At 32.7% G+C, this 20,947-nt stretch carries 18 protein-coding genes; 5 read left to right on the top strand and 13 right to left on the bottom strand.

The window, feature by feature from the left end; translation table 11 throughout:
* Positions 1-190 precede the first annotated feature (190 nt).
* Complete coding sequence (locus FF125_RS02415) at positions 191-1,786, top strand: IS1182 family transposase (protein WP_250629571.1); 1,596 nt, start codon at positions 191-193, stop codon at positions 1,784-1,786.
* Positions 1,787-1,809: 23 nt separating this feature from the next.
* Here FF125_RS02415 and FF125_RS02410 read toward each other — a convergent pair whose 3' ends face one another.
* A complete protein-coding gene (locus FF125_RS02410) occupies positions 1,810-2,196 on the bottom strand; it encodes a winged helix-turn-helix transcriptional regulator (protein ID WP_138948284.1) in 387 nt (128 codons plus the stop codon).
* A gap of 182 nt (positions 2,197-2,378) precedes the next feature.
* On the opposite strand from FF125_RS02410, the gene FF125_RS02405 reads away from it, so the two are divergent.
* Positions 2,379-2,756, top strand: coding sequence for a hypothetical protein (locus tag FF125_RS02405; RefSeq protein ID WP_138948283.1), 378 nt, complete (start codon positions 2,379-2,381; stop codon positions 2,754-2,756).
* Positions 2,757-2,824: 68 nt separating this feature from the next.
* Here FF125_RS02405 and FF125_RS02400 read toward each other — a convergent pair whose 3' ends face one another.
* The 7 genes from FF125_RS02400 to FF125_RS02370 all read right to left on the bottom strand — a co-directional run bounded on the left by FF125_RS02400 (position 2,825) and on the right by FF125_RS02370 (position 8,737).
* Positions 2,825-3,676: an IS3 family transposase gene (locus FF125_RS02400; protein WP_138948280.1), complete on the bottom strand. Its 852-nt coding sequence runs from the start codon at positions 3,674-3,676 to the stop codon at positions 2,825-2,827.
* A 5-nt stretch (positions 3,677-3,681) separates the two neighbouring features.
* Positions 3,682-4,047 carry a transposase gene (locus tag FF125_RS02395; RefSeq protein ID WP_138948279.1) on the bottom strand — a complete coding sequence of 122 codons (366 nt, stop codon included), beginning with the start codon at positions 4,045-4,047 and terminating at the stop codon, positions 3,682-3,684.
* A 176-nt stretch (positions 4,048-4,223) separates the two neighbouring features.
* Positions 4,224-4,739 (bottom strand): PIN domain-containing protein, encoded by a 516-nt coding sequence (locus FF125_RS02390; RefSeq protein WP_138948282.1) that lies wholly within the window; start codon positions 4,737-4,739, stop codon positions 4,224-4,226.
* A gap of 10 nt (positions 4,740-4,749) precedes the next feature.
* The gene (locus tag FF125_RS02385) at positions 4,750-5,796 is read right to left on the bottom strand and encodes a helix-turn-helix domain-containing protein (protein WP_175418851.1); all 1,047 of its coding nucleotides are present in this window, start codon (positions 5,794-5,796) and stop codon (positions 4,750-4,752) included.
* 120 nt (positions 5,797-5,916) lie between these two features.
* Positions 5,917-6,768, bottom strand: a complete 852-nt coding sequence (locus tag FF125_RS02380; protein WP_138948280.1) for an IS3 family transposase — start codon at positions 6,766-6,768, stop codon at positions 5,917-5,919.
* A 5-nt stretch (positions 6,769-6,773) separates the two neighbouring features.
* Positions 6,774-7,139 carry a transposase gene (locus FF125_RS02375; protein WP_138948279.1) on the bottom strand — a complete coding sequence of 122 codons (366 nt, stop codon included), beginning with the start codon at positions 7,137-7,139 and terminating at the stop codon, positions 6,774-6,776.
* A gap of 185 nt (positions 7,140-7,324) precedes the next feature.
* Entirely contained in the window at positions 7,325-8,737 is a 1,413-nt protein-coding gene (locus FF125_RS02370; RefSeq protein WP_138948278.1) for a KAP family P-loop NTPase fold protein, read from the bottom strand.
* Positions 8,738-8,943: 206 nt separating this feature from the next.
* Here FF125_RS02370 and FF125_RS02365 point away from each other — a divergent pair, with 206 nt between their 5' ends.
* Positions 8,944-9,999: an IS110 family RNA-guided transposase gene (locus tag FF125_RS02365; RefSeq protein WP_138948250.1), complete on the top strand. Its 1,056-nt coding sequence runs from the start codon at positions 8,944-8,946 to the stop codon at positions 9,997-9,999.
* Between the two features lie 331 nt (positions 10,000-10,330).
* Here the strand turns inward: FF125_RS02365 and FF125_RS02360 are convergent, their stop codons facing one another.
* The 3 genes from FF125_RS02360 to FF125_RS02350 form a co-directional block, all read right to left on the bottom strand.
* On the bottom strand, positions 10,331-10,909 hold the full coding sequence (locus tag FF125_RS02360) for a hypothetical protein (protein WP_138948277.1): 579 nt from the start codon (positions 10,907-10,909) through the stop codon (positions 10,331-10,333).
* Between the two features lie 13 nt (positions 10,910-10,922).
* Entirely contained in the window at positions 10,923-12,038 is a 1,116-nt protein-coding gene (locus FF125_RS02355) for a hypothetical protein (protein ID WP_138948276.1), read from the bottom strand.
* 94 nt (positions 12,039-12,132) lie between these two features.
* Positions 12,133-13,641 (bottom strand): IS1182 family transposase, encoded by a 1,509-nt coding sequence (locus FF125_RS02350; protein ID WP_138948275.1) that lies wholly within the window; start codon positions 13,639-13,641, stop codon positions 12,133-12,135.
* Between the two features lie 358 nt (positions 13,642-13,999).
* Between FF125_RS02350 and FF125_RS02345 the strand changes: the two genes are divergently transcribed.
* Positions 14,000-15,595: an IS1182 family transposase gene (locus FF125_RS02345; RefSeq protein ID WP_250629571.1), complete on the top strand. Its 1,596-nt coding sequence runs from the start codon at positions 14,000-14,002 to the stop codon at positions 15,593-15,595.
* 82 nt (positions 15,596-15,677) lie between these two features.
* Here the strand turns inward: FF125_RS02345 and FF125_RS02340 are convergent, their stop codons facing one another.
* On the bottom strand, positions 15,678-16,892 hold the full coding sequence (locus FF125_RS02340; protein ID WP_138948274.1) for a hypothetical protein: 1,215 nt from the start codon (positions 16,890-16,892) through the stop codon (positions 15,678-15,680).
* A 459-nt stretch (positions 16,893-17,351) separates the two neighbouring features.
* On the opposite strand from FF125_RS02340, the gene FF125_RS02335 reads away from it, so the two are divergent.
* Complete coding sequence (locus FF125_RS02335) at positions 17,352-17,948, top strand: hypothetical protein (RefSeq protein WP_138948273.1); 597 nt, start codon at positions 17,352-17,354, stop codon at positions 17,946-17,948.
* 147 nt (positions 17,949-18,095) lie between these two features.
* Here FF125_RS02335 and FF125_RS02330 read toward each other — a convergent pair whose 3' ends face one another.
* The gene (locus tag FF125_RS02330) at positions 18,096-20,615 is read right to left on the bottom strand and encodes a beta-galactosidase (protein ID WP_138948272.1); all 2,520 of its coding nucleotides are present in this window, start codon (positions 20,613-20,615) and stop codon (positions 18,096-18,098) included.
* Positions 20,616-20,947: the final 332 nt, after the last annotated feature.

Below are 20,947 nucleotides of genomic sequence, written 5' to 3'. Positions count from 1 at the left end.
ATTACGAAGCACGAAACTTTCGGTTATACACAAATTTCGATACGAGCCAAAACCTCTGAACTTAGCACTATTCCGCCTATTTTTTATATACATTGTGCCTGTTGCACAAGATATATATAATTAGGGATAAAATGAACTAAAAAACGCATGAATTTATTGGTCATTAGACTGATATTCTGTATCTTGAGGTATGCAAGGCAAAAAAGAGTATCAAGAGAAATTATTCACTCAATTCCGAATGAGTGATCGGATTCCAAAGGAGAATTTTTATCGACGATTAAATGGGGAATTAGACCTACATTTTCTATATGTACTGACACGTCCTTATTATGGAGACAGTGGTCAAAAGAGCATAGATCCTACCGTGTTTTTCAAGTTGTGTTTGGTGGGATATTTAGAGAATATTATCAGTGATCGACAGTTGATTGCCCATTGTAGTTTACGTTTGGACATATTGTATTTTTTAGGCTATGATATTGATGAAGAGTTGCCCTGGCATAGCACAATAAGTCGTACGCGTCAATTATATCCAGAAAAAGTTTTTGAAGAAGTCTTTACGCGTGTTTTAATTATGTGTGTTGACAAAGGCATGGTAAGTGGCCATACTCAAGCGATAGATTCTGCTCCAATAAAGGCAAATGCCTCGATGGATACCTTGGAGTTAAAAGTGCCTGAAGAAGAATTAGAAGACCACTTAAAAAAGCTACGCCATATCAGTAGCATGGATAAACAAAAGCCTATTCGAAAAGCCAAAGAGAATAAAGCTTCAGATGCTCAAAAAAAAATTAGTGCCACCAAGCAAGAATTGTCTGCTATTAAAAGTCGGAATAAAAAATGGTCAAAAGATCAAGATCAACGCACGGGTGCAAACAATAAAAACTCAAAATACACCTCAAACAAAACGCATTATAGTCCCACCGATCCGGATGCTAAAATTAGTGTAAAGCCAGGCAAGGCACGCAAGCTGAACTATATGAGTCAGCTAAGTGTTGACACTGGACATCATGTAATCACTGACATTAAAGCGTATAAGGCAGATAAGAAAGACAGCCAATACTTACAAGACATTGTACCTCGATTAAAAAAACGATTGAACAAACAAGGGATCTTATGGCAAAATCTAGTGGCCGATACAGGCTATAGTGATGGAGAGAATTATGCTTTTTTGGAAAAAATAGGTTTACGAAGTTTTATACCACCTCACGGGACGTATAAAGGCGGTCCTGAGGATTTTGAATATGTCAAACAAGAGGATCATTATCTCTGTCCAGAGGGTCATATCGTTCCCTTTAAAAAAGTGTTTAATGATTATAGAACAGGTAGTAAGAAAAAGGAATATAGAATCTCCTCAAAAATTTGTAGAGACTGTCCGATAAGAAAACAATGTTTAGGTAAGACAGCACAAGAAAAGAAATTTTCGGTAACTTATTACAGAGAAGAATACGAACGAAATAACCATCGCGTAAGCAGCAACCAAGGTCGTTATATGAAATCAAAACGACAGAGTACTGTTGAACCTGTCTTTGGAACGCTAACTCAATTCATGGGCTTACGTAAAATAAATACCATTGGCATTGAGCAAGCCAACAAGGTGATGCATCTCTCCGCCATTGCCTACAACCTGAAAAAGTACCTAAAATTCACAAGTAAAGTTGTCAGAAGTGATGCCAAATCACTTGCGCTGTACTTAACTCACTGTTTTTGGCATATATTGAGCAGATCAAGCCATTTTAAGCCTTTTAAAAAAGATGAAATAGGGGACAGAAAAAATTATAGCCACGCTTAAAACTACTAAAAATAAATCCCCAATTAATCCAGATGGTCTATTTTGGTGCTTGTGCAACGATTACCATTGTTAGGTAGCGTTTTATTTTCACTATTCTTCTCAACCAAGTACATCCCCCATTCTGACATTGATTTAAAAATGGGTACAAGTTCCTTGGATTTTTCAGTAAGTCGATATTCAACACGAGGAGGTATTTCTGCGTAACTTTGGCGAGTTAACAATTCATCTCTAACCAATTCTTGTAATTGAGTTGTTAAAACTTTTCTTGAAATTTTAGGTATCAATGCATTTAGTTGTCCAAAACGCTTTGGTGATTTTCGTAAATGAGAAATTATTATTGGCTTCCACTTTCCTCCAATTACCAAAAGTGCTTGAGTTAGGGGACAATTTTGGAGGTTCTTTTCTTTCATAGTCTTTCAATTGTTACTTATAAGTAACTACTTTTTTGTTATTCTGAGTGCAATTTTCACTCAAAAGTAACTATTAGTTACTAATAAAAGTAACTTTGTGTAACTAATATATAAATATTTACAATATGAAAACAAAAATTCCACTTTGGATTAATATCTTACAAGGAGTATTAATACTAATTATGTTCTCACAGGTATATCAATTCTTACTCGACCACAAGGCAGTTATCGCATCAGGCATTACAATTGAAACTATCGCAGACTATAATCTCGCTTACGAATTTGCTGCAAGAACTGCTGTAATGGCAATTGTATCAATAGTAATTATGATTTCTAAAGATATAAAATTGTTCTTGGTAATGTTTATAATGAATATATTACGTGAGGGGTTTGAAACAATCATAGACCCTTTGTTTCCATTGATTAATGCACCCGCTTCCCCTACAATGGATTTAATTATTCATCTTGTTATTGTAGGTATTGAGTTATTAGCATTCATCAAACTTTATAAAATGTATAAATCAGTAAAAGAAAAATCAATTGAAGTTCATTCAAGTTAAGTGACTCGTTTTGCTGGCTGCAATTTGAATGTCTAGTCCTGAAATATGGCTACAGGTTAAAATTTAATTTAGGCTGATAATTTATATACCATATTTGGTGTTTTAAAGTCTAAAGATAAGTGTAATCTTATTTCATTATATAAATTAATTGCATTTTTTGTAGCTCTTTTGGCGTGTGCTACATTAGTAAAGGTCTGGTCTAAATAAAATTCATCTTTTAAAATACCATTTACACGCTCGGCCATTGCATTTTCATAACAATGGTTTTCTTCAGTCATACTAATGTTTATTTTTTTTCTTTTAAGTATTTGGGTGTATACATTACTGCAATATTGTATTCCTCTATCCGAATGATGTATTAATCCATCAATATTTTTAGCTTGGTATATCGCTTTATTAAGAGCTCTTATACAACCTTTTAATTCTAGGCTATCACTCAGGTCATATCCTACAATTTTACGCGAATGCATGTCTGTTATTAGTGCTAGATAACAAAACCCTTTTACGGTTCTGATATAGGTGATGTCAGATACCCAAACTTGATTAGGTCTATTAACTTCAATATTTTTTATGATATTGTTATACTTATAAAACCGATGATAAGAGTTCGTTGTTCTACAACTGTATTTCTTTCTAAGAGTTAACATTTGATGTTCTCTAAGGACATTAAACAAGGTGTCTCTACCCACTTTTAGTTTCTCTTTATCAAAGTCTTTCTTCAACGATTTCATGAGTTTACGCACCCCTTCTCTAGGTAAGGACTTACGTCTTTTTTTAACGATTTCAATGATCTGATTTTTAAATATATGTCTTTGTTTATACCTGTTACGGTATTTATAAAAGGCATCACGTTTTAAATCAAAACAATTGCAAATGTTAGCAATAGATGTAAGTCCCTTGTCTTTAGATACAGCTAATATTAAAGCTAGATGTTTAGTTTTTTTTTAAGTTCTAAAACATTCTTATAGCCTAGTTTTTGAGCGGCTACTTCCAAGTAAGACTCATTTACCAGCTCATCTAAATCCTTTTTCAAGACTAGTTTTTTAAGTTGTTCAATCTCTTTTTGGAGTGCTTTAATTCGTGTTATCTCATCTTTGGTTTCTACCATAACTCTAGTGTTCATTAAGTCATTACGTTCGTACTTTCTGATCCATTCATTGATGGTTGTAGGTGCAATACTGTAGAGTTTTCCTAATTGACTCTTTGTGTATTTACCAGTACTAAGTTCGGCTAAAATTTTTAATTTAAAAGGTTCACTGTAACGTCTAGTTACTCTGTCATTTTTATACATATACTTATTGATTTATGTATACATATTTCAGGACGGGTCAGAATGATACCTAACGTGATTGTGTAAGGAAAGTAGCGGTTTTAAAAGCAGTGAATTTAGCAAATAAAATACGAACCAAGAAAATCCGCGAGGATTTTCGTAAGTAGGCTTTTACTAGCAATTTTTTTTACACGGTGTTACCCAACGTATTTTTCATCATTCCACAGCTCAATCCTCTTATCGATCTCTTTTTTCGGAAGCCTGTTATTGAGCAACATTAATTGTTTAATTTTTTCAACTGCTTCTTGGAAACTTATCAGATTTTGATTTAGAAGTACATCAAAGAGATAAATTATTCCACGAACCTCAATATTATCCTTACTAGCTTGTTTTCTTAATTTTCCGTCACCAGTTAAGAGAATTCCTGACATTTTCTTGCTGTAATACCAAACAGAACAATCTTCAAAACTTAACCCTGTGCTTTTTTCCAAAATTGTAGTTATGCCTTGAAAATCTGTTGTTTCTATGGTTTCTATTACAGTAAGTTTTTTTCCACTGTTTAAATTTACAATTGGTGTCCTTTGCTCATCATTTAATTCATCAAGAACAAAGTCTGTCGTATGTAGATCAAAGTCTAGCTTGGAAAAAGCATCTATAAGTTCTAGTTTTACTAAGTCGATTAAGATGTTAGCATCATTAATAACAATTTTCATAATGCTAAAACTATATTAATGAACTTTCCTTAACATTCTCAATATTCTTATTTAATAGTGAGGATGCTTTACTTATAGAAATGTTTTCCTGCGATAAAGCTCTGTAAACTAACTGTTCGAATCGAGAAGATTTTTCAGGGGTTTCAAAACGTGATGCATTTACTTCTCTATCTAAAGAAGGGTTAAACCTTGTCTTTTTATAAAAATCTGAATGACGTTGTTTACTTAGAATTCCAGAATCAACTAATCTATAGACAATTGCTGGAATGCTTATTCCATATTTTTTTTGAGTAGCAATTAATTCAGCAAGAGTAATGTGGTTTCTTTTTCCACCGAATTCTTTTACGACAATTTCTCTAGGGAAGAGAAATTCAGCTGCAAACTTGTTACAAAACTGTTCTTCTTTTTTAGTTTCACAATTAGGAAGATTGAGCAGTAAATGTCCTAATTCGTGAAGTAAAGTAAATCTTTTTCGTTCAACAGGAAAATTTCCGTTGACAACAATTACTGGGTATTTTCCATTAACATAAGTAGCTAAACCGTCAAACTTATCATCCACATCATACAACTCAATGACTTTGATTTCTTTGTCCTCCAATAGCTGGATAATGTTATGTATTGGGTCAATTCCAATATTCCATTCATTTCTTAATTTTAGGACTGCTTTTTCTACATCTTCTATTTTGTTAATGCTAATATTCTCTATTGCATTTTTAAAACTATAATCAATAGAAAGAGTGTCTTCTAGCCAAATATAATTTTCTAAATTAATTTTGATTTGCTCTTTTAAAGAGCTTTGTTTTTTTATTGAAAAACTAGATTTTTTTCTAAAATTTATTTCGCCTAACTCAACTTGAAAAGAACTAAAGAAATAGTCAATTTTCAATCCAAATAACTTTGATAATTTTAAAAACCTTGAACTAGTAGGTATGGCTTCTCCATTTTCATATTTGCTTACCATTTGCTTAGAAACACCTAACTCGTCCGCAACATTTTGTTGAGACAAGCATTTAAGTATTCTTGCATTTTTAATACGATTAGCGACTAATTTTTCCATAATTCAGTTTTATAGGTTGACAAAAGTATATAAATTTAATGAATTGTCAACTAAAAACCAAAATATTAACGGTTTTTTATATGTCTAGTCCTGAAATATGGCTACAGGTTAAAATTTAATTTAGGCTGATAATTTATATACCATATTTGGTGTTTTAAAGTCTAAAGATAAGTGTAATCTTATTTCATTATATAAATTAATTGCATTTTTTGTAGCTCTTTTGGCGTGTGCTACATTAGTAAAGGTCTGGTCTAAATAAAATTCATCTTTTAAAATACCATTTACACGCTCGGCCATTGCATTTTCATAACAATGGTTTTCTTCAGTCATACTAATGTTTATTTTTTTTCTTTTAAGTATTTGGGTGTATACATTACTGCAATATTGTATTCCTCTATCCGAATGATGTATTAATCCATCAATATTTTTAGCTTGGTATATCGCTTTATTAAGAGCTCTTATACAACCTTTTAATTCTAGGCTATCACTCAGGTCATATCCTACAATTTTACGCGAATGCATGTCTGTTATTAGTGCTAGATAACAAAACCCTTTTACGGTTCTGATATAGGTGATGTCAGATACCCAAACTTGATTAGGTCTATTAACTTCAATATTTTTTATGATATTGTTATACTTATAAAACCGATGATAAGAGTTCGTTGTTCTACAACTGTATTTCTTTCTAAGAGTTAACATTTGATGTTCTCTAAGGACATTAAACAAGGTGTCTCTACCCACTTTTAGTTTCTCTTTATCAAAGTCTTTCTTCAACGATTTCATGAGTTTACGCACCCCTTCTCTAGGTAAGGACTTACGTCTTTTTTTAACGATTTCAATGATCTGATTTTTAAATATATGTCTTTGTTTATACCTGTTACGGTATTTATAAAAGGCATCACGTTTTAAATCAAAACAATTGCAAATGTTAGCAATAGATGTAAGTCCCTTGTCTTTAGATACAGCTAATATTAAAGCTAGATGTTTAGTTTTTTTTTAAGTTCTAAAACATTCTTATAGCCTAGTTTTTGAGCGGCTACTTCCAAGTAAGACTCATTTACCAGCTCATCTAAATCCTTTTTCAAGACTAGTTTTTTAAGTTGTTCAATCTCTTTTTGGAGTGCTTTAATTCGTGTTATCTCATCTTTGGTTTCTACCATAACTCTAGTGTTCATTAAGTCATTACGTTCGTACTTTCTGATCCATTCATTGATGGTTGTAGGTGCAATACTGTAGAGTTTTCCTAATTGACTCTTTGTGTATTTACCAGTACTAAGTTCGGCTAAAATTTTTAATTTAAAAGGTTCACTGTAACGTCTAGTTACTCTGTCATTTTTATACATATACTTATTGATTTATGTATACATATTTCAGGACGGGTCAATATGTTGGGTAACGGTTTGTGTATGGTTAGTTGCGGTAAATCCGTTAGGATTTTCCGACGTACGACGAAGTTAATTAATCCAAGTGAATTCCTGCGAAGGAATTCCGTAGTAATTAATTATACACGTTGTTACCTGCTGGCTTTTCACGTTTTCAAATCCTCAAGTAAGTCAATTCGTTTAGTAAAATGGGATAAACCTAAACCTACTATCCCATGTCTACTAATTATACTTTCTAAAATATGCATAAAGTCATATTCAGCATCTTTTTTAATAATTGAATTGATTAGGGCCTTGTTTTTACCAGTTTCTGGATCTCTTTCGTATAAAGATTTTCGGTGATATTTTTCTTGAAAATAATTGTTGTAAGCATTTACTATGTAAACCTCAAGGAACATAAGTGGTCTCTCCGTTTCTTCGTTTACCTCAATTTTAATCACAGACAAAAATTCTTCTTGTACTTCTCGAATGCTCAAGCTTTTACTTTTCAATTTCTCATAAAAGCTGTTATGTCTTATTTTAATGAAAGTTAGAAATAAGAATAGGTGAGGAATAACATAGTTGTCAACGCCAAAACCTCGAAGAGCCAAACGAGAATGCGCAAATATTTTTTCTTGTTGCCTTAGTGGTACATTTGTATTAGTGAAGAGTAATTTACAGGTTGCTATAAAATTTGCTTTGTCTTCTTGTACTCCTGAATATTTAAGTCTTTCTGGCGACTTGAAGAATTCGTCAAATTTAAAATATTCGTACAAATATTTGTAAAAAACATCTACTTCTGGTTCAGGAATTGAATATTCTATATCAATAAAACGTCGCAAATATTCATCTGCATCTAAATCTGCACTTCCATAGACTCCTTTTACTGCATTTCCAAGTTGTTCTTTATCGATGGATAAAATGAAAACAATATTAGGAACAGAAAAGAAGTGTTTTATTTGTTCTAAAATGGATACAGCATAATTTGGACGACATCTATCAAGCTCATCAATTATGAAAATTAGGGGCTTCCCTTTATTGGTATTTGCAATGAATTCTGATAAGCCTTGACGAAAATCTGCAATACTCTTTTTCTTTTTTTCATACTCTTGAACTTCATTCTCAAATACATCAGATAGCCCTTCCGTGATTCCTACAATTGCCTCTTTTATTCCCTCGGTGTCAATATATTTGTCCGCAATAGCCTTTGCAATTATTGGCGCAATATTTTTTGTGAGGATTGCTGCTTTTTTCAATGTTTTTTTGAACTCAGGCTCAGTCCTTTTAGTTGTAATAGTTTTTAATTCTCCCATTAACGCTGTTAATGGATTATTTTCAAAATCGTTCCCCCATGCATTAAAATATAATGTTTGGTACTCATTATTCTTCAAGTGTTGTTCCCACATTTTCACAAACGTAGTTTTTCCGGCACCCCATTTATTGTTAAGAGCAAGAACAAATCCGTTTGGATAGGAAAGAATAATATTAGTCAGGACTTTGGAGTATTTTTCCCTATCTAATTTACAATTTGCAAAAGGGTTTTTCTCTTCTATCTCAATTTCAGGATGTTTAATGTTCATTCATTTTCTTTTTTTTGCTTGCAGGTAACGTTTATGTGTATGATTAGTTGCGTGATTTAAGCACTAAAGTTAGCAAATACAAACCGAATAGAAAATCCGCTAGTATTTTCGTAAGTAGGCGAGAACCAAGCAACTAATTATAGCAACCATGTAAAAGCAGTATCCAAAGTTTAGTTAATAACTTTAAGGTTCAAAAACTTATTATTATGAAAACAAAGGATACTACTAGATCAAAGTTATTTATTGGAATTGACGTACACAAGCGAAGTTGGAAAATTCGTACTGCAACGGATCTTTTTGATGGATCATCGTTAACTATTCCACCAGATGCATTTAGTTTAAAAAAGTATGTGGATAGGCATTTTAAGGGATATACTGTTTATTGCTGTTATGAATCGGGTTGTTGTGGCTTTAGTCATTATCGACATTTTATTTCATTTGGATGGCATGCAAAGGTTGTTAACCCTGCAGATGTTCATCGTCCAGCCAAGGCCCAGTTTCAAAAGACCGACAAGATCGATGCACGTATGTTATGTAAAGAATTAAAGGATGGCCGACTCAAAGGAATTCATGTTCCTTCAATAGAACGAGAGCAGTTAAGATGTTTGTTTCGTCGAAGAAATGAGCTGGTTAAAGAACATCGAAAAATAAAGACTCAAATAAAGATGCAATTGTTGTATTTGGGGATTGAAATTCCAAAGCCATTTGACAATAGTCATTGGTCTCATAATTTTAGAGATTGGTTAAGAAATTTGACTTTTGAATATCCTACAATGGATTATTGTTTTGAGACACGTCTTATTACCTATGAATATATAGATAAGCAAAAGCGAGATGTGAGTACAAAATTACGTGCCTATTGTCGTAAGCATTATAAGAAAGATTATTATTTATTACGATCAGTTCCGGGAGTAGGAGGCATAGTAGCTTGTGGATTATTATGTGAATTGGGTGATTTAAGGCGTTTTAAAAATTTCAAACAATTAGCCAGTTATGTAGGATTGGTTCCCTGGGTACACCAAAGTGGAGATAATCTCAAAACTTCAGGGTTAACCCCAAGAGCAAATCGGCTAATGCGTAGTTATTTGGTAGAAGCTACTTGGCAAGCGTTGCGTTTTGATCCAGTTATGCAGGCCTATTATCGGTCACATTCAGGTAAAGATGTCAAACGCATATTGGTAAAAGTAGCGAGGAAACTCTTGAGTCGAATTCATGCAGTAATTAGAACTGAAATTCCTTATGAAGTAGGTGTAGTTAGTTAAATAAAAACATAAAACAAGCTTAAAACTCATTATAAAATTGGCACAAAAGATAGGACAACAAAACACCGTAGGTGAAACTCTAATACAGTTATCACATATTTATAGCAAGTTGCCTTGTTTGCCAAAATCATCATAGAGATGCTGGTGGATTCGCTAAAGACGGATACCACATATAGGATGCGGAGTTTTATAAAGCTAGCATTGAATTATTGATAACGCAAAAAGCGTAATCAACAGTTCAACACTAAAAATAATATCATGAATTAAAAAAAAGAAAAATATTGTATATTTAACCTAAGACTCGGGAAAGTGCTTTACATAGGATACGGTGTTAGCACCAGTATTTTAATTCCGTTTCTGATGTTTTTTTATAATCTGTTTTGTCGGTATTAAAATAATATCTACTATAAAATTTTTGACCATATTCGTTTTCATATTCTAACAATAACATAAGGTCTTTAAATTCAGATGGTCTTTTTGTAAAATGACTTTCTCTATCTTTGTGTTTTGTTTCAACTACTTTGCTAAATATAAAAGGAATAGTTTCTTCTTCGTGTGCTTTTAGTGCTTTGTTGGGATTAATGTTTTTTTTGAAATTTAAGTAATCGGAATTCTTACGTTGACACATTTTAATGTTGAAAGCATTAACTTCTGAATTGTTTCTAATAGTCAAGTCAAATTTCCATTCAAATTCGTAAATACTAATTCCTTCTGGTGTATTTACTGGAACTCCAACTGGATTTTTTGAAGAGTGTCTTATAAACTTTTGAGAACTTGTGATTCCTTTGTTTGGTTCTATATCCACTACTAATTTTGGTCTTTTTAAATAGTAATTGTAAATTTTTGGTAATGCAAAATATAGCAATCCTAAAATCAATGCTACTATCGCTAATAATATTTTTGTATCCATTTAATTTCGAGGTTTATTTTTTATAAATTAATTCTAAAAAGTCATTATCATTAAACTTCAAATTTCTCATATCAGGATTTGTCATTAGTTTTGAAGTTGCAAGAATTATCATTTGCGCGACAATAACTTTGACTTTCCAATATATATCTTGAGCTAACTTTTCTTTTCCACCTATTTTAACTTTGTCATATAAGTCATAAGACCTTTCTCCGTGTGCAATATCATTACGTATTCTAAAACTAATATCTAAAATTTCTTTTAGCACTTTAGCTTCTCTTTTGTTATTTGCTATACTCAAAACACAAGTCATTTTTATAATGTCCGAAGATGTGTTTTTGCTAAACAGACCTTCTAAAGAATATAACAAGTCAAGTAGGTTGTCCATTGATATTTGATAACTCTCAACTGCTGTTAAATATCTTTTAATTGGCCATAAATTAAAATGCCATTTAGTTGCAAGTCCATTTAAATTTCCAATAAGGTTTTTTAATTTATTTTTTTCAATTAGAACTTCGTGCATAAATGAACTACTTGCTTTTAAAGTCGCATATTTTCTTTTTCCAGAACTAATTTGAAAAAAGCCATCATTTATTGAACTATCATCTCTAATAACAATTGAAGTTGTTGGAAATGACAAATGCAAGCCTGCAAGGAAGAAAAATTTCAGTTCCTTTAAAACTGCAAAATGTTTATGATATGTATGTAAAAATTCTTCATTCCAGTTTGGAATATATCCAGCAAAATCCTTTTTAATTGGAATGGTTTTAAGAGGTTTTTTATACTCAACTTCTATGACTGAAAATCCGATATTATGTGACCAACTCTTATAATTCTCAACTTTTAAATATTCAGGTAATTTTCCGCAATGCTTTTCAATTAATTCTTGAATTCTATTTTCATTGACCGTTCCAGAAATAAAGCGAGGAAATATAATTACTGAAGCACGTTTAATGTCTTTTACATCTGTATTTTTCAAGCCACCTGTAAATCCATATTCAAATTTCCGATTCCAAACTTCGTTGGAAAGAATAAGATTCAAATTTTCTGTTAAGTCGATTGTAATCGGTTCTGTTGAAAATTCACTATCAGTATGGTAGCAAGGTAAAACCCATCTTGAAATTGTACTCATAGTTTTTTTGTCATATTGGTGCTAACGGCAGTTCGTCTAATAACCTACCGCTGTTTTTATAGTTTCTACTAAATTACGTTTTTTAGCTTTATTGTTATATTGGTATTTGTTTTTTTGTGTTTCGCCTTAAGAGAAGTGCTATTGTACTCAATAATTGGTATATAATCTTGATTAAGTCTTGGTAGGGCTTTAAAAAGAGTAGTTTCTTTAGGTTAAGGATGTTCCAGATTCTTTTCAAGTTATAAACTATAAACATTAGGCCTACATCTGCACTTGCTCTTTGTTTTGTTTTTTTAGTGGTAATATAGTTAAAACCCCATTGGCGTTTTATGGTTCCATAAGGATGCTCTACAATAGCTTGTCTTTTTTTGTATGCCTTTGGGTTTTTTAAAACTTGTCGGGCATTTTCTTCGATGTATTTTTGGAACTCACTTCGCTGTAACACCTTTCCATTTACTTTAGAGGTGGTACATAGATCTCTCGCCGGACATGTTTTACATTTGTTTGTTTTGTACTGTTTAAATCGATAGTTTCTTCCTTTATAAGTGCTTCCGTTGCTTTTAAGGATATTTCCCTGTGGGCACAGATAAGTGTCACTTTCTTTATTATATTCAAAATATTCTGAGTTGTAGCTTGGGTCAGGAGCTTGTGAAGCTCTCCCTATTCCAGGTATTGCTACAAGTGTTTTTATACCTAATTGATTAGCTGTCCTAAATTCACTTCCTGTATGATAACCTTTATCATAAAGTGCAGTAAAAGAATTAGAGCCTAAAATGGTTTTTGCCCTGCGTAGCATCTGTCCCATTGCTTTTGAGTCATTCTTATTGGTGACCAAATAATCAAAAGGGATTTTATTATCTGCATCTACAGTGGTCTGCACACAGTAGGCAACTTCAGTGATGTTGTTACGTACTATCAAATGCTTACTGTCGGGATCTGAGGTTGATATCTGTGGTTCTCCAGATTCTTTTAGTTTTTTTTCAAGTTGCTTATAGTGTTTTCTGCGTCCTTGATGTTTGTCTATATTATTTTTGATTTCTTCCTTTTCACTGTTGCTGTCACTTTGTTCTAGTGCATTGTCGTACTGTAGCAACTTATTGTCAATATAATCTAAATGACGTTGTATTTTCTTTTGGTTAAAATTATTCTTTTTACTGTTCTGTGCTCTAAATTTAGTACTGTCGCCTGCAATCAATGTAGCTCCAATGAGCCCAAAATTGCGTGCTATTTGAACCGTAGCAAAAAACACTTTTTTTATTGCTTTAGCATTATCCTTTCTAAAATTACTGATAGTGTTATGGTCGGGAGCTAAAGATTCAAGAAGCCACATTAGTTCAATATTACGTTTGCATTCTTTTTCCAATAGTCGTGAAGATCGCACGCGGTTCATATAGCCATAGATATATAGTTTCAGTAAAACAGAAGGATGGTAGGCTGGAGGTCCGTTCTCTGTAAAATCTGAACGAAAACCAAGTTCCGCTAAGTCAAGTGAATCTACAAATTGATCTATCGACCTAATGCTGTTCTCCTCATCAATAGAATCTTCAAGAGAAATGGGAAAAAGGCAGGTCTGTTTTCGGTCTTTTCCAATAATAAATTTCATAGTTAGAAGATACGAAAAAACTGAAAGGTAATAAAGAATTTACGCTAGAAAAAAGAATAAGTTATTAGACAGTCTGACGGCTCCGTATATGAAAAGTAGCGCTGAAAATAAGCTGTTACTTTTCGAATTAACACAAGCCGAATTTTTAAATTTTACTATTTATCTTTTTGTTGGAAATCGTCAAATTTAAAAATTTGGCGATTTTTCAAAAATGCCCAAACCTTAGTGTTAGCATTGACTTGCGCTATTCTTTATATACATTGTGCCTGTTGCACAAGATATATATAATTAGGGATAAAATGAACTAAAAAACGCATGAATTTATTGGTCATTAGACTGATATTCTGTATCTTGAGGTATGCAAGGCAAAAAAGAGTATCAAGAGAAATTATTCACTCAATTCCGAATGAGTGATCGGATTCCAAAGGAGAATTTTTATCGACGATTAAATGGGGAATTAGACCTACATTTTCTATATGTACTGACACGTCCTTATTATGGAGACAGTGGTCAAAAGAGCATAGATCCTACCGTGTTTTTCAAGTTGTGTTTGGTGGGATATTTAGAGAATATTATCAGTGATCGACAGTTGATTGCCCATTGTAGTTTACGTTTGGACATATTGTATTTTTTAGGCTATGATATTGATGAAGAGTTGCCCTGGCATAGCACAATAAGTCGTACGCGTCAATTATATCCAGAAAAAGTTTTTGAAGAAGTCTTTACGCGTGTTTTAATTATGTGTGTTGACAAAGGCATGGTAAGTGGCCATACTCAAGCGATAGATTCTGCTCCAATAAAGGCAAATGCCTCGATGGATACCTTGGAGTTAAAAGTGCCTGAAGAAGAATTAGAAGACCACTTAAAAAAGCTACGCCATATCAGTAGCATGGATAAACAAAAGCCTATTCGAAAAGCCAAAGAGAATAAAGCTTCAGATGCTCAAAAAAAAATTAGTGCCACCAAGCAAGAATTGTCTGCTATTAAAAGTCGGAATAAAAAATGGTCAAAAGATCAAGATCAACGCACGGGTGCAAACAATAAAAACTCAAAATACACCTCAAACAAAACGCATTATAGTCCCACCGATCCGGATGCTAAAATTAGTGTAAAGCCAGGCAAGGCACGCAAGCTGAACTATATGAGTCAGCTAAGTGTTGACACTGGACATCATGTAATCACTGACATTAAAGCGTATAAGGCAGATAAGAAAGACAGCCAATACTTACAAGACATTGTACCTCGATTAAAAAAACGATTGAACAAACAAGGGATCTTATGGCAAAATCTAGTGGCCGATACAGGCTATAGTGATGGAGAGAATTATGCTTTTTTGGAAAAAATAGGTTTACGAAGTTTTATACCACCTCACGGGACGTATAAAGGCGGTCCTGAGGATTTTGAATATGTCAAACAAGAGGATCATTATCTCTGTCCAGAGGGTCATATCGTTCCCTTTAAAAAAGTGTTTAATGATTATAGAACAGGTAGTAAGAAAAAGGAATATAGAATCTCCTCAAAAATTTGTAGAGACTGTCCGATAAGAAAACAATGTTTAGGTAAGACAGCACAAGAAAAGAAATTTTCGGTAACTTATTACAGAGAAGAATACGAACGAAATAACCATCGCGTAAGCAGCAACCAAGGTCGTTATATGAAATCAAAACGACAGAGTACTGTTGAACCTGTCTTTGGAACGCTAACTCAATTCATGGGCTTACGTAAAATAAATACCATTGGCATTGAGCAAGCCAACAAGGTGATGCATCTCTCCGCCATTGCCTACAACCTGAAAAAGTACCTAAAATTCACAAGTAAAGTTGTCAGAAGTGATGCCAAATCACTTGCGCTGTACTTAACTCACTGTTTTTGGCATATATTGAGCAGATCAAGCCATTTTAAGCCTTTTAAAAAAGATGAAATAGGGGACAGAAAAAATTATAGCCACGCTTAAAACTACTAAAAATAAATCCCCAATTAATCCAGATGGTCTATTTTGGTGCTTGTGCAACGATTACCATTGTTGCCAGTAGTTTTTACTCCGCATAGTTTATTTTTACTTCTGTTTTTATTGGTGTAAATAAGATGAAATCAAATCCAGAAATTAAAATTTTCAGGTCTGAATTCAATTCTATTTTTTTCTTTTTTACCAATTCTAAAATCGGTTTTGTTTCTATTAGAACCCATTTATCTTTTTTAGCCAATTCCAAAATAGGTTGATATGCTTTTCCGTCTTCATCATCTAAATAATCATATATTGTTCCGTCCTTATCTTGCGAAAATCGAGCGAAACAATTTATAGAAGTCGATTCAGTTCCATTGAAATAAGATAGTTCTTTAATCATATTTCCTAAATCATAAATTCCCAACCAATTCTTTCCTCTTGCAAGATGCATAGAACCCATTTTTATAAATATTTTAGGAATAGAATCTTTTTTTAATGCAATTTTATAGTTCTCTCCAAACTTCCGTTTCATATATTTCATTCTTGTGAAATTGTTCTCACTATATTTTCTAGTTTCATTAAAAGCGTAAATTTTCCAAGAAGTAATTAAGTCCGCTATAATTTTATTTTGTTTTTCGTTTTGGCATTTTTCAAAGAATGATGTTACTATATTCGATTCTAAAAGTTTCGTAAACATTGAATAGTTCTTATTTTCTTTATCTTTTTTAAATTCTTGTATTATAAATTTCTTTGCAGAATCGAAATGAGGTTCTAATGAAGATTTTTCATTTGATTGATTGTAAATTTCGTCAATTAAAAAAAGTTGCGATGATAAAAATTCTTGGTCGATGCCCCAAATTTCAAAATTTTCATTTATCGCTGTTTTGAGAAATAGTTCATCTTTTTTACCATCAAAAAAGGGAAACGGAATATCTTTGTAATTTGAATAAAAATTTGTGTTAAAATCAAACAATGAATTTTGTTCTTTAATTACAGTAACCATTTTTTCGGTACTGTTTGGTCCAACTTCTACCGCAAAATATTTAAAATTCGACTGTTTTAGTTTTGGAAGTATTGCATTTGTAAATTCAGAAATTTCAGGCGAATAATGCTGTTCTCCTAATAATAGAAATTGACTTTCAGATATTCTATTTTCCAATATTTTAATTCCTGCACCTTCAATGATGTCGTTATTAATTTCAAAAGCGTGGGCAAATTCAGAAATGTCAAACGATTTTAACTTTTCTTGAGCAAATAATGTTGTCGATAAAATTGAAAGTAGAAAGATGAAAATGATTTTTGTCATTATAAGTTTTTTATTAAAGAGTGCAATTTTTCTGTTTTGTTACGCAGTTTCTTAAATTACTGGCAACGGCTCGAATATGAGGTCGTAGGGCACTTTGGAACACGAACCTGTCAAACCGTTGCAATTTTTATTAAATGTACTAAGTTCAAATATAACGCTTTCCGCCCTATGCCTTATATTTATTGTTGTATGCTGGGCTTTATTCATTATCAATTTATTACAATCCAAAATCAGCTCAATCGAAGCACTTCTGTACCCGAAAAAAATAGTTTTTAGGGTCGGCAAAAAAGCGTTGGCAGACAGGCAAGCTCTTTTGCAATTTTTGGTTGCGTGTCGGCTCGGGCGAATTGAAAATGTGCTTGGCTGTGTGGGCTGAATTACCATTTTTAATCAATATCTTGTTTATTTCGGACTTGGATTCATGCTTATCATATTATACAGAATGATTTTAAGAAAATAATGGAATATATTGAACTGCATGATAAGAACAAGGATACTTTTTCACATAGAACGTATGAGTTATTACTTAGAATTTGTACGGAATTTGAAAATAATTGCTCAGGAATTCTTAAAGATAATGGTTATTCAATAGAAGCGAAATGGAATATTAAAGATTATTTTAAAATAAGTTCTGCTTCTAAACTACATGAATATGAAGTAAGTATTAATACATGGTTTCCTAAACCCAAAGAATTTAGACCATTTAAGGATTGGGGATCGAATAGTTTTGCTCCTTTAAACTGGTATCAGGCATATAATAATGTTAAACATAATAGAAGCGATATGTTCCATTTCGCTTCTATTGAAAATATAATATCTGCTCTTGGTGGATTATTTGTAATACTTAACTCTCAATTTAGCACTTATGTTTTTAATCAATATCAGATGAATATTGGATTTCTTAGAGAAGATGATGGGTATATGTCAACAGGTGAGAGTTTATTTAGTATTAAATATCCCACATCATGGTCTAAGACTGATAATGTAACTATTGATGAAAAACACTTTTATAAGGAAGTGAAGCCCTTTCAAAAATACATTTTTAAAAATAGTTGAGTCCCACAAAATGACCAATAAAAGCATACTTTCCTAAAAATCCATAATCGCCAAGTCCTGTTCGGGATCCAGCCGGAAAAGATGAAAATTCAAAATCATTAGTACCATTACCTATGACACATTCTAAGTTTACAATTTATTAAATAGTTAGTTAAGTTTAAAACCTGTTTTGTAAACAGGTATGGCTTTTATACTTTTTACTTCCAAAACATTCTTAATTTTATTCAAATTTGGCCAATATTTACCATCTATATAGATTTTGTCATCAGGTTGCAATGGAATGAATTTGAGTTCTAAATTCATTCCATTTATATAATCTGGTAACAACTGTTTTGCACCTAATACCCATGTCTCTCCATTGTAGTAATTATCATAAATAAATTCACCATTTTTATATAAACGGAGCGCGCTTGCCTCGTAATCAATTTTTACTCGCACATCATATAGGCTATCAGGGATGCCTTTAGGAAAAGTTAAGGAAAGAATTGTGCCCTTATCAAAAATAGAATCATGTGGAACACCAGTAATCAAATTCTGGGACTTATTGTTTGTTCTGTTTTGGAATTTAATATTTTTACCATTCTGAATTTCAGTATAAGCTAAGGGCACGTCAACGTATTCAAAATTTACTTCAAATTTTTCAAACAATCCATCCTTGATTGATGGTGAATTTTTAGAGGGAACCTTAGGATATGCCCAAATTGTATTTTTTATCTGTTCGCTAATCACTTGCAAACTATCACCCTTAAATAGTAAAATCTCAGCGTCTGAAAGGTACAAAGTGTTGTTATTTCTATACAACTGCTTCGCGTGCTTTTGATCCAATACTAAAAAACGAACCGTTTTATCATCTATTAATTTCACATCAATAAAACAGTTTAAACCTGCTTTTGTGATTGCAATATTCGTTGAGGAATCCTTTTTTACTACTTGGGCATTATTAGTTTTAATGTCAGAGATATTAGTATTATCTATAGCAAATTCTGCAGGAAGCCCTTCGTTTTGAAAAAACACAAAAGTATTACTCTCCTCTAAGTGTAAAATGGGTTGTGCTGTAGCGTACTTAATGAGGACACCCGATAACTGCAAGTTAAAAGGCCAATAGAAATAAGAATCAATAGGAATATTAAATGGTTTTTTAGGAAATTTTAGTGTTTCGGATGCTAAATTAATTTCAAACTGTGTATTATTAAATTGATAGGTTGTATCGTTTTTAACGCGATTATTGACAAACACAAATCCTTTTTTGCCATCGGTTCGTACAGCTCTTTGAAGCTCTTTAGAGTTCAGTAGGTCTTGACCGTGTAGCTCATCAATTTCTTTTGGAATAATTGTTTGGCAGGGTGCCAAATGTTTTCCAAAATCAGTCATGAAATGGAGTTGTACTGGGTACTCATGGAAACTTCTTCTAATTTGTCCAAACTCCCCTATAGCTGACTGAAAATCGTTGCTAAATACTGAATTATCATTGGCACCATGAGCCATTTCTCTATTCATATAGCTATGCTTTCCTTTAGGGTTACTGCCACCAATAGCCATAAAATACCCCATTCCATTGCAGCCACTTCCTAATTCAACTAATGATACAGCTCCGTTATCCAAATAATTAACATTAGGACGACGGTGGTACGCCATGTTCATTCCAATACCCGTTTCGCAGGTTAGGTAAGGATTGTCAATGTATTTTTGAATATTGGTACTTTGGTTAGCATCGAAATAATTTACTTCTGTATCGATACCGTCCACAGCTCTAAGTGTACTAAAACTAAATGCAGGTGTTCTAAATATTTTGTCTGCTGTACCCCAAAAATATTCGGCATATGACCCATGAGTTTGAATTGTATGATCTTGAATAAACTCAGCACCATTCCATCCAGTAGTTGTATATATAGGAACATCCATACCATATTTTATAGCTGTCGCTTTTTCCCATTCAATTAAATCAGTTCCACCTACACCCGAATGCGCAGGAGTGTACTCATTATCTAATTGCACCGAAACAATAGGACCTCCATCTTTCCAGTACAAGCCTTTCATTTGCTCTCCTATTTTTTGATAATACTTATCTACATAAGCTAAATAGTCAGGATCCATTGAACGTAATCGCCCTCCACTTCCTGAATGTCCAAACGGGTTTTTAGGATCTCCCAAACGCTTTACCAGCCAATCAGGATGGCCTCCGTTTCGATATTCAGCATTTACCCAAGGGCCAATTCTCGCAGCAAACAACAGGTTGTGCTTTTTACAAAGCTGTATAAAACGACGTAAATCATTTCTTCCTGAAAAATCCCAAACACCTTCCTCTTCCTCATGATTTATCCAAAACATATAGGAGGAAACTCCTGTAAAACCCTGTGATTTCAATTTTAAGAGAGCGTCTTCCCAATGTTCAGATGGGTACCGTTGATATTCAAACTCTCCGAAAGAGGCAATCCATGGTTCGTCATTATATGTGATAAACTTATTATTAACTTTTAGTTGATCACCTGTGGGGGATACCCCAGACATTCCGGGGATGTCTCTGGTTGGTTCTTTTTTGAAATTTGAAAGGTCAAAAACTATTGAACTTTCTAAGTTCACAGCATTATCTGTTTTTTTGTTTTTTATGCAGGAATTTAGAGTTGTTAAAATTCCGATTCCAATAATAAAAAAAATTCTTGTATTCATATTCTAAATTTAAATTATTCTAATCATCACAGTGCCACATTGTACACAACGTTAAGTATATGAAACGTTTGGCATTTCGAAGCACTTTCCTTTCAAACCGCTACAAATTTCATTAAATGCAACGACCTTAAAATTAGCATTATCCGCCAAATGTTTTATACACATCTTAAGTTTGCCATCTATTAAATTAGATACATAATCAACTCCATCGTAGCACTGCTGTACCCTAAAAAATTAGTTTTTAGGGTAGGCAAAAAAGCGTTAACAAACAAGCAAGTTCTTTTGTAGTTTTTTGATTGCGTTTCGGCTCAGAGGAGTTGAAAATGTGTTTG

Origin of the sequence: Aureibaculum algae, from assembly GCF_006065315.1 — a bacterium.
GTDB classification, from domain to species: Bacteria; Bacteroidota; Bacteroidia; order Flavobacteriales; family Flavobacteriaceae; genus Aureibaculum; species Aureibaculum algae.
This window is presented reverse-complemented; position numbering and strand designations above follow the sequence as displayed.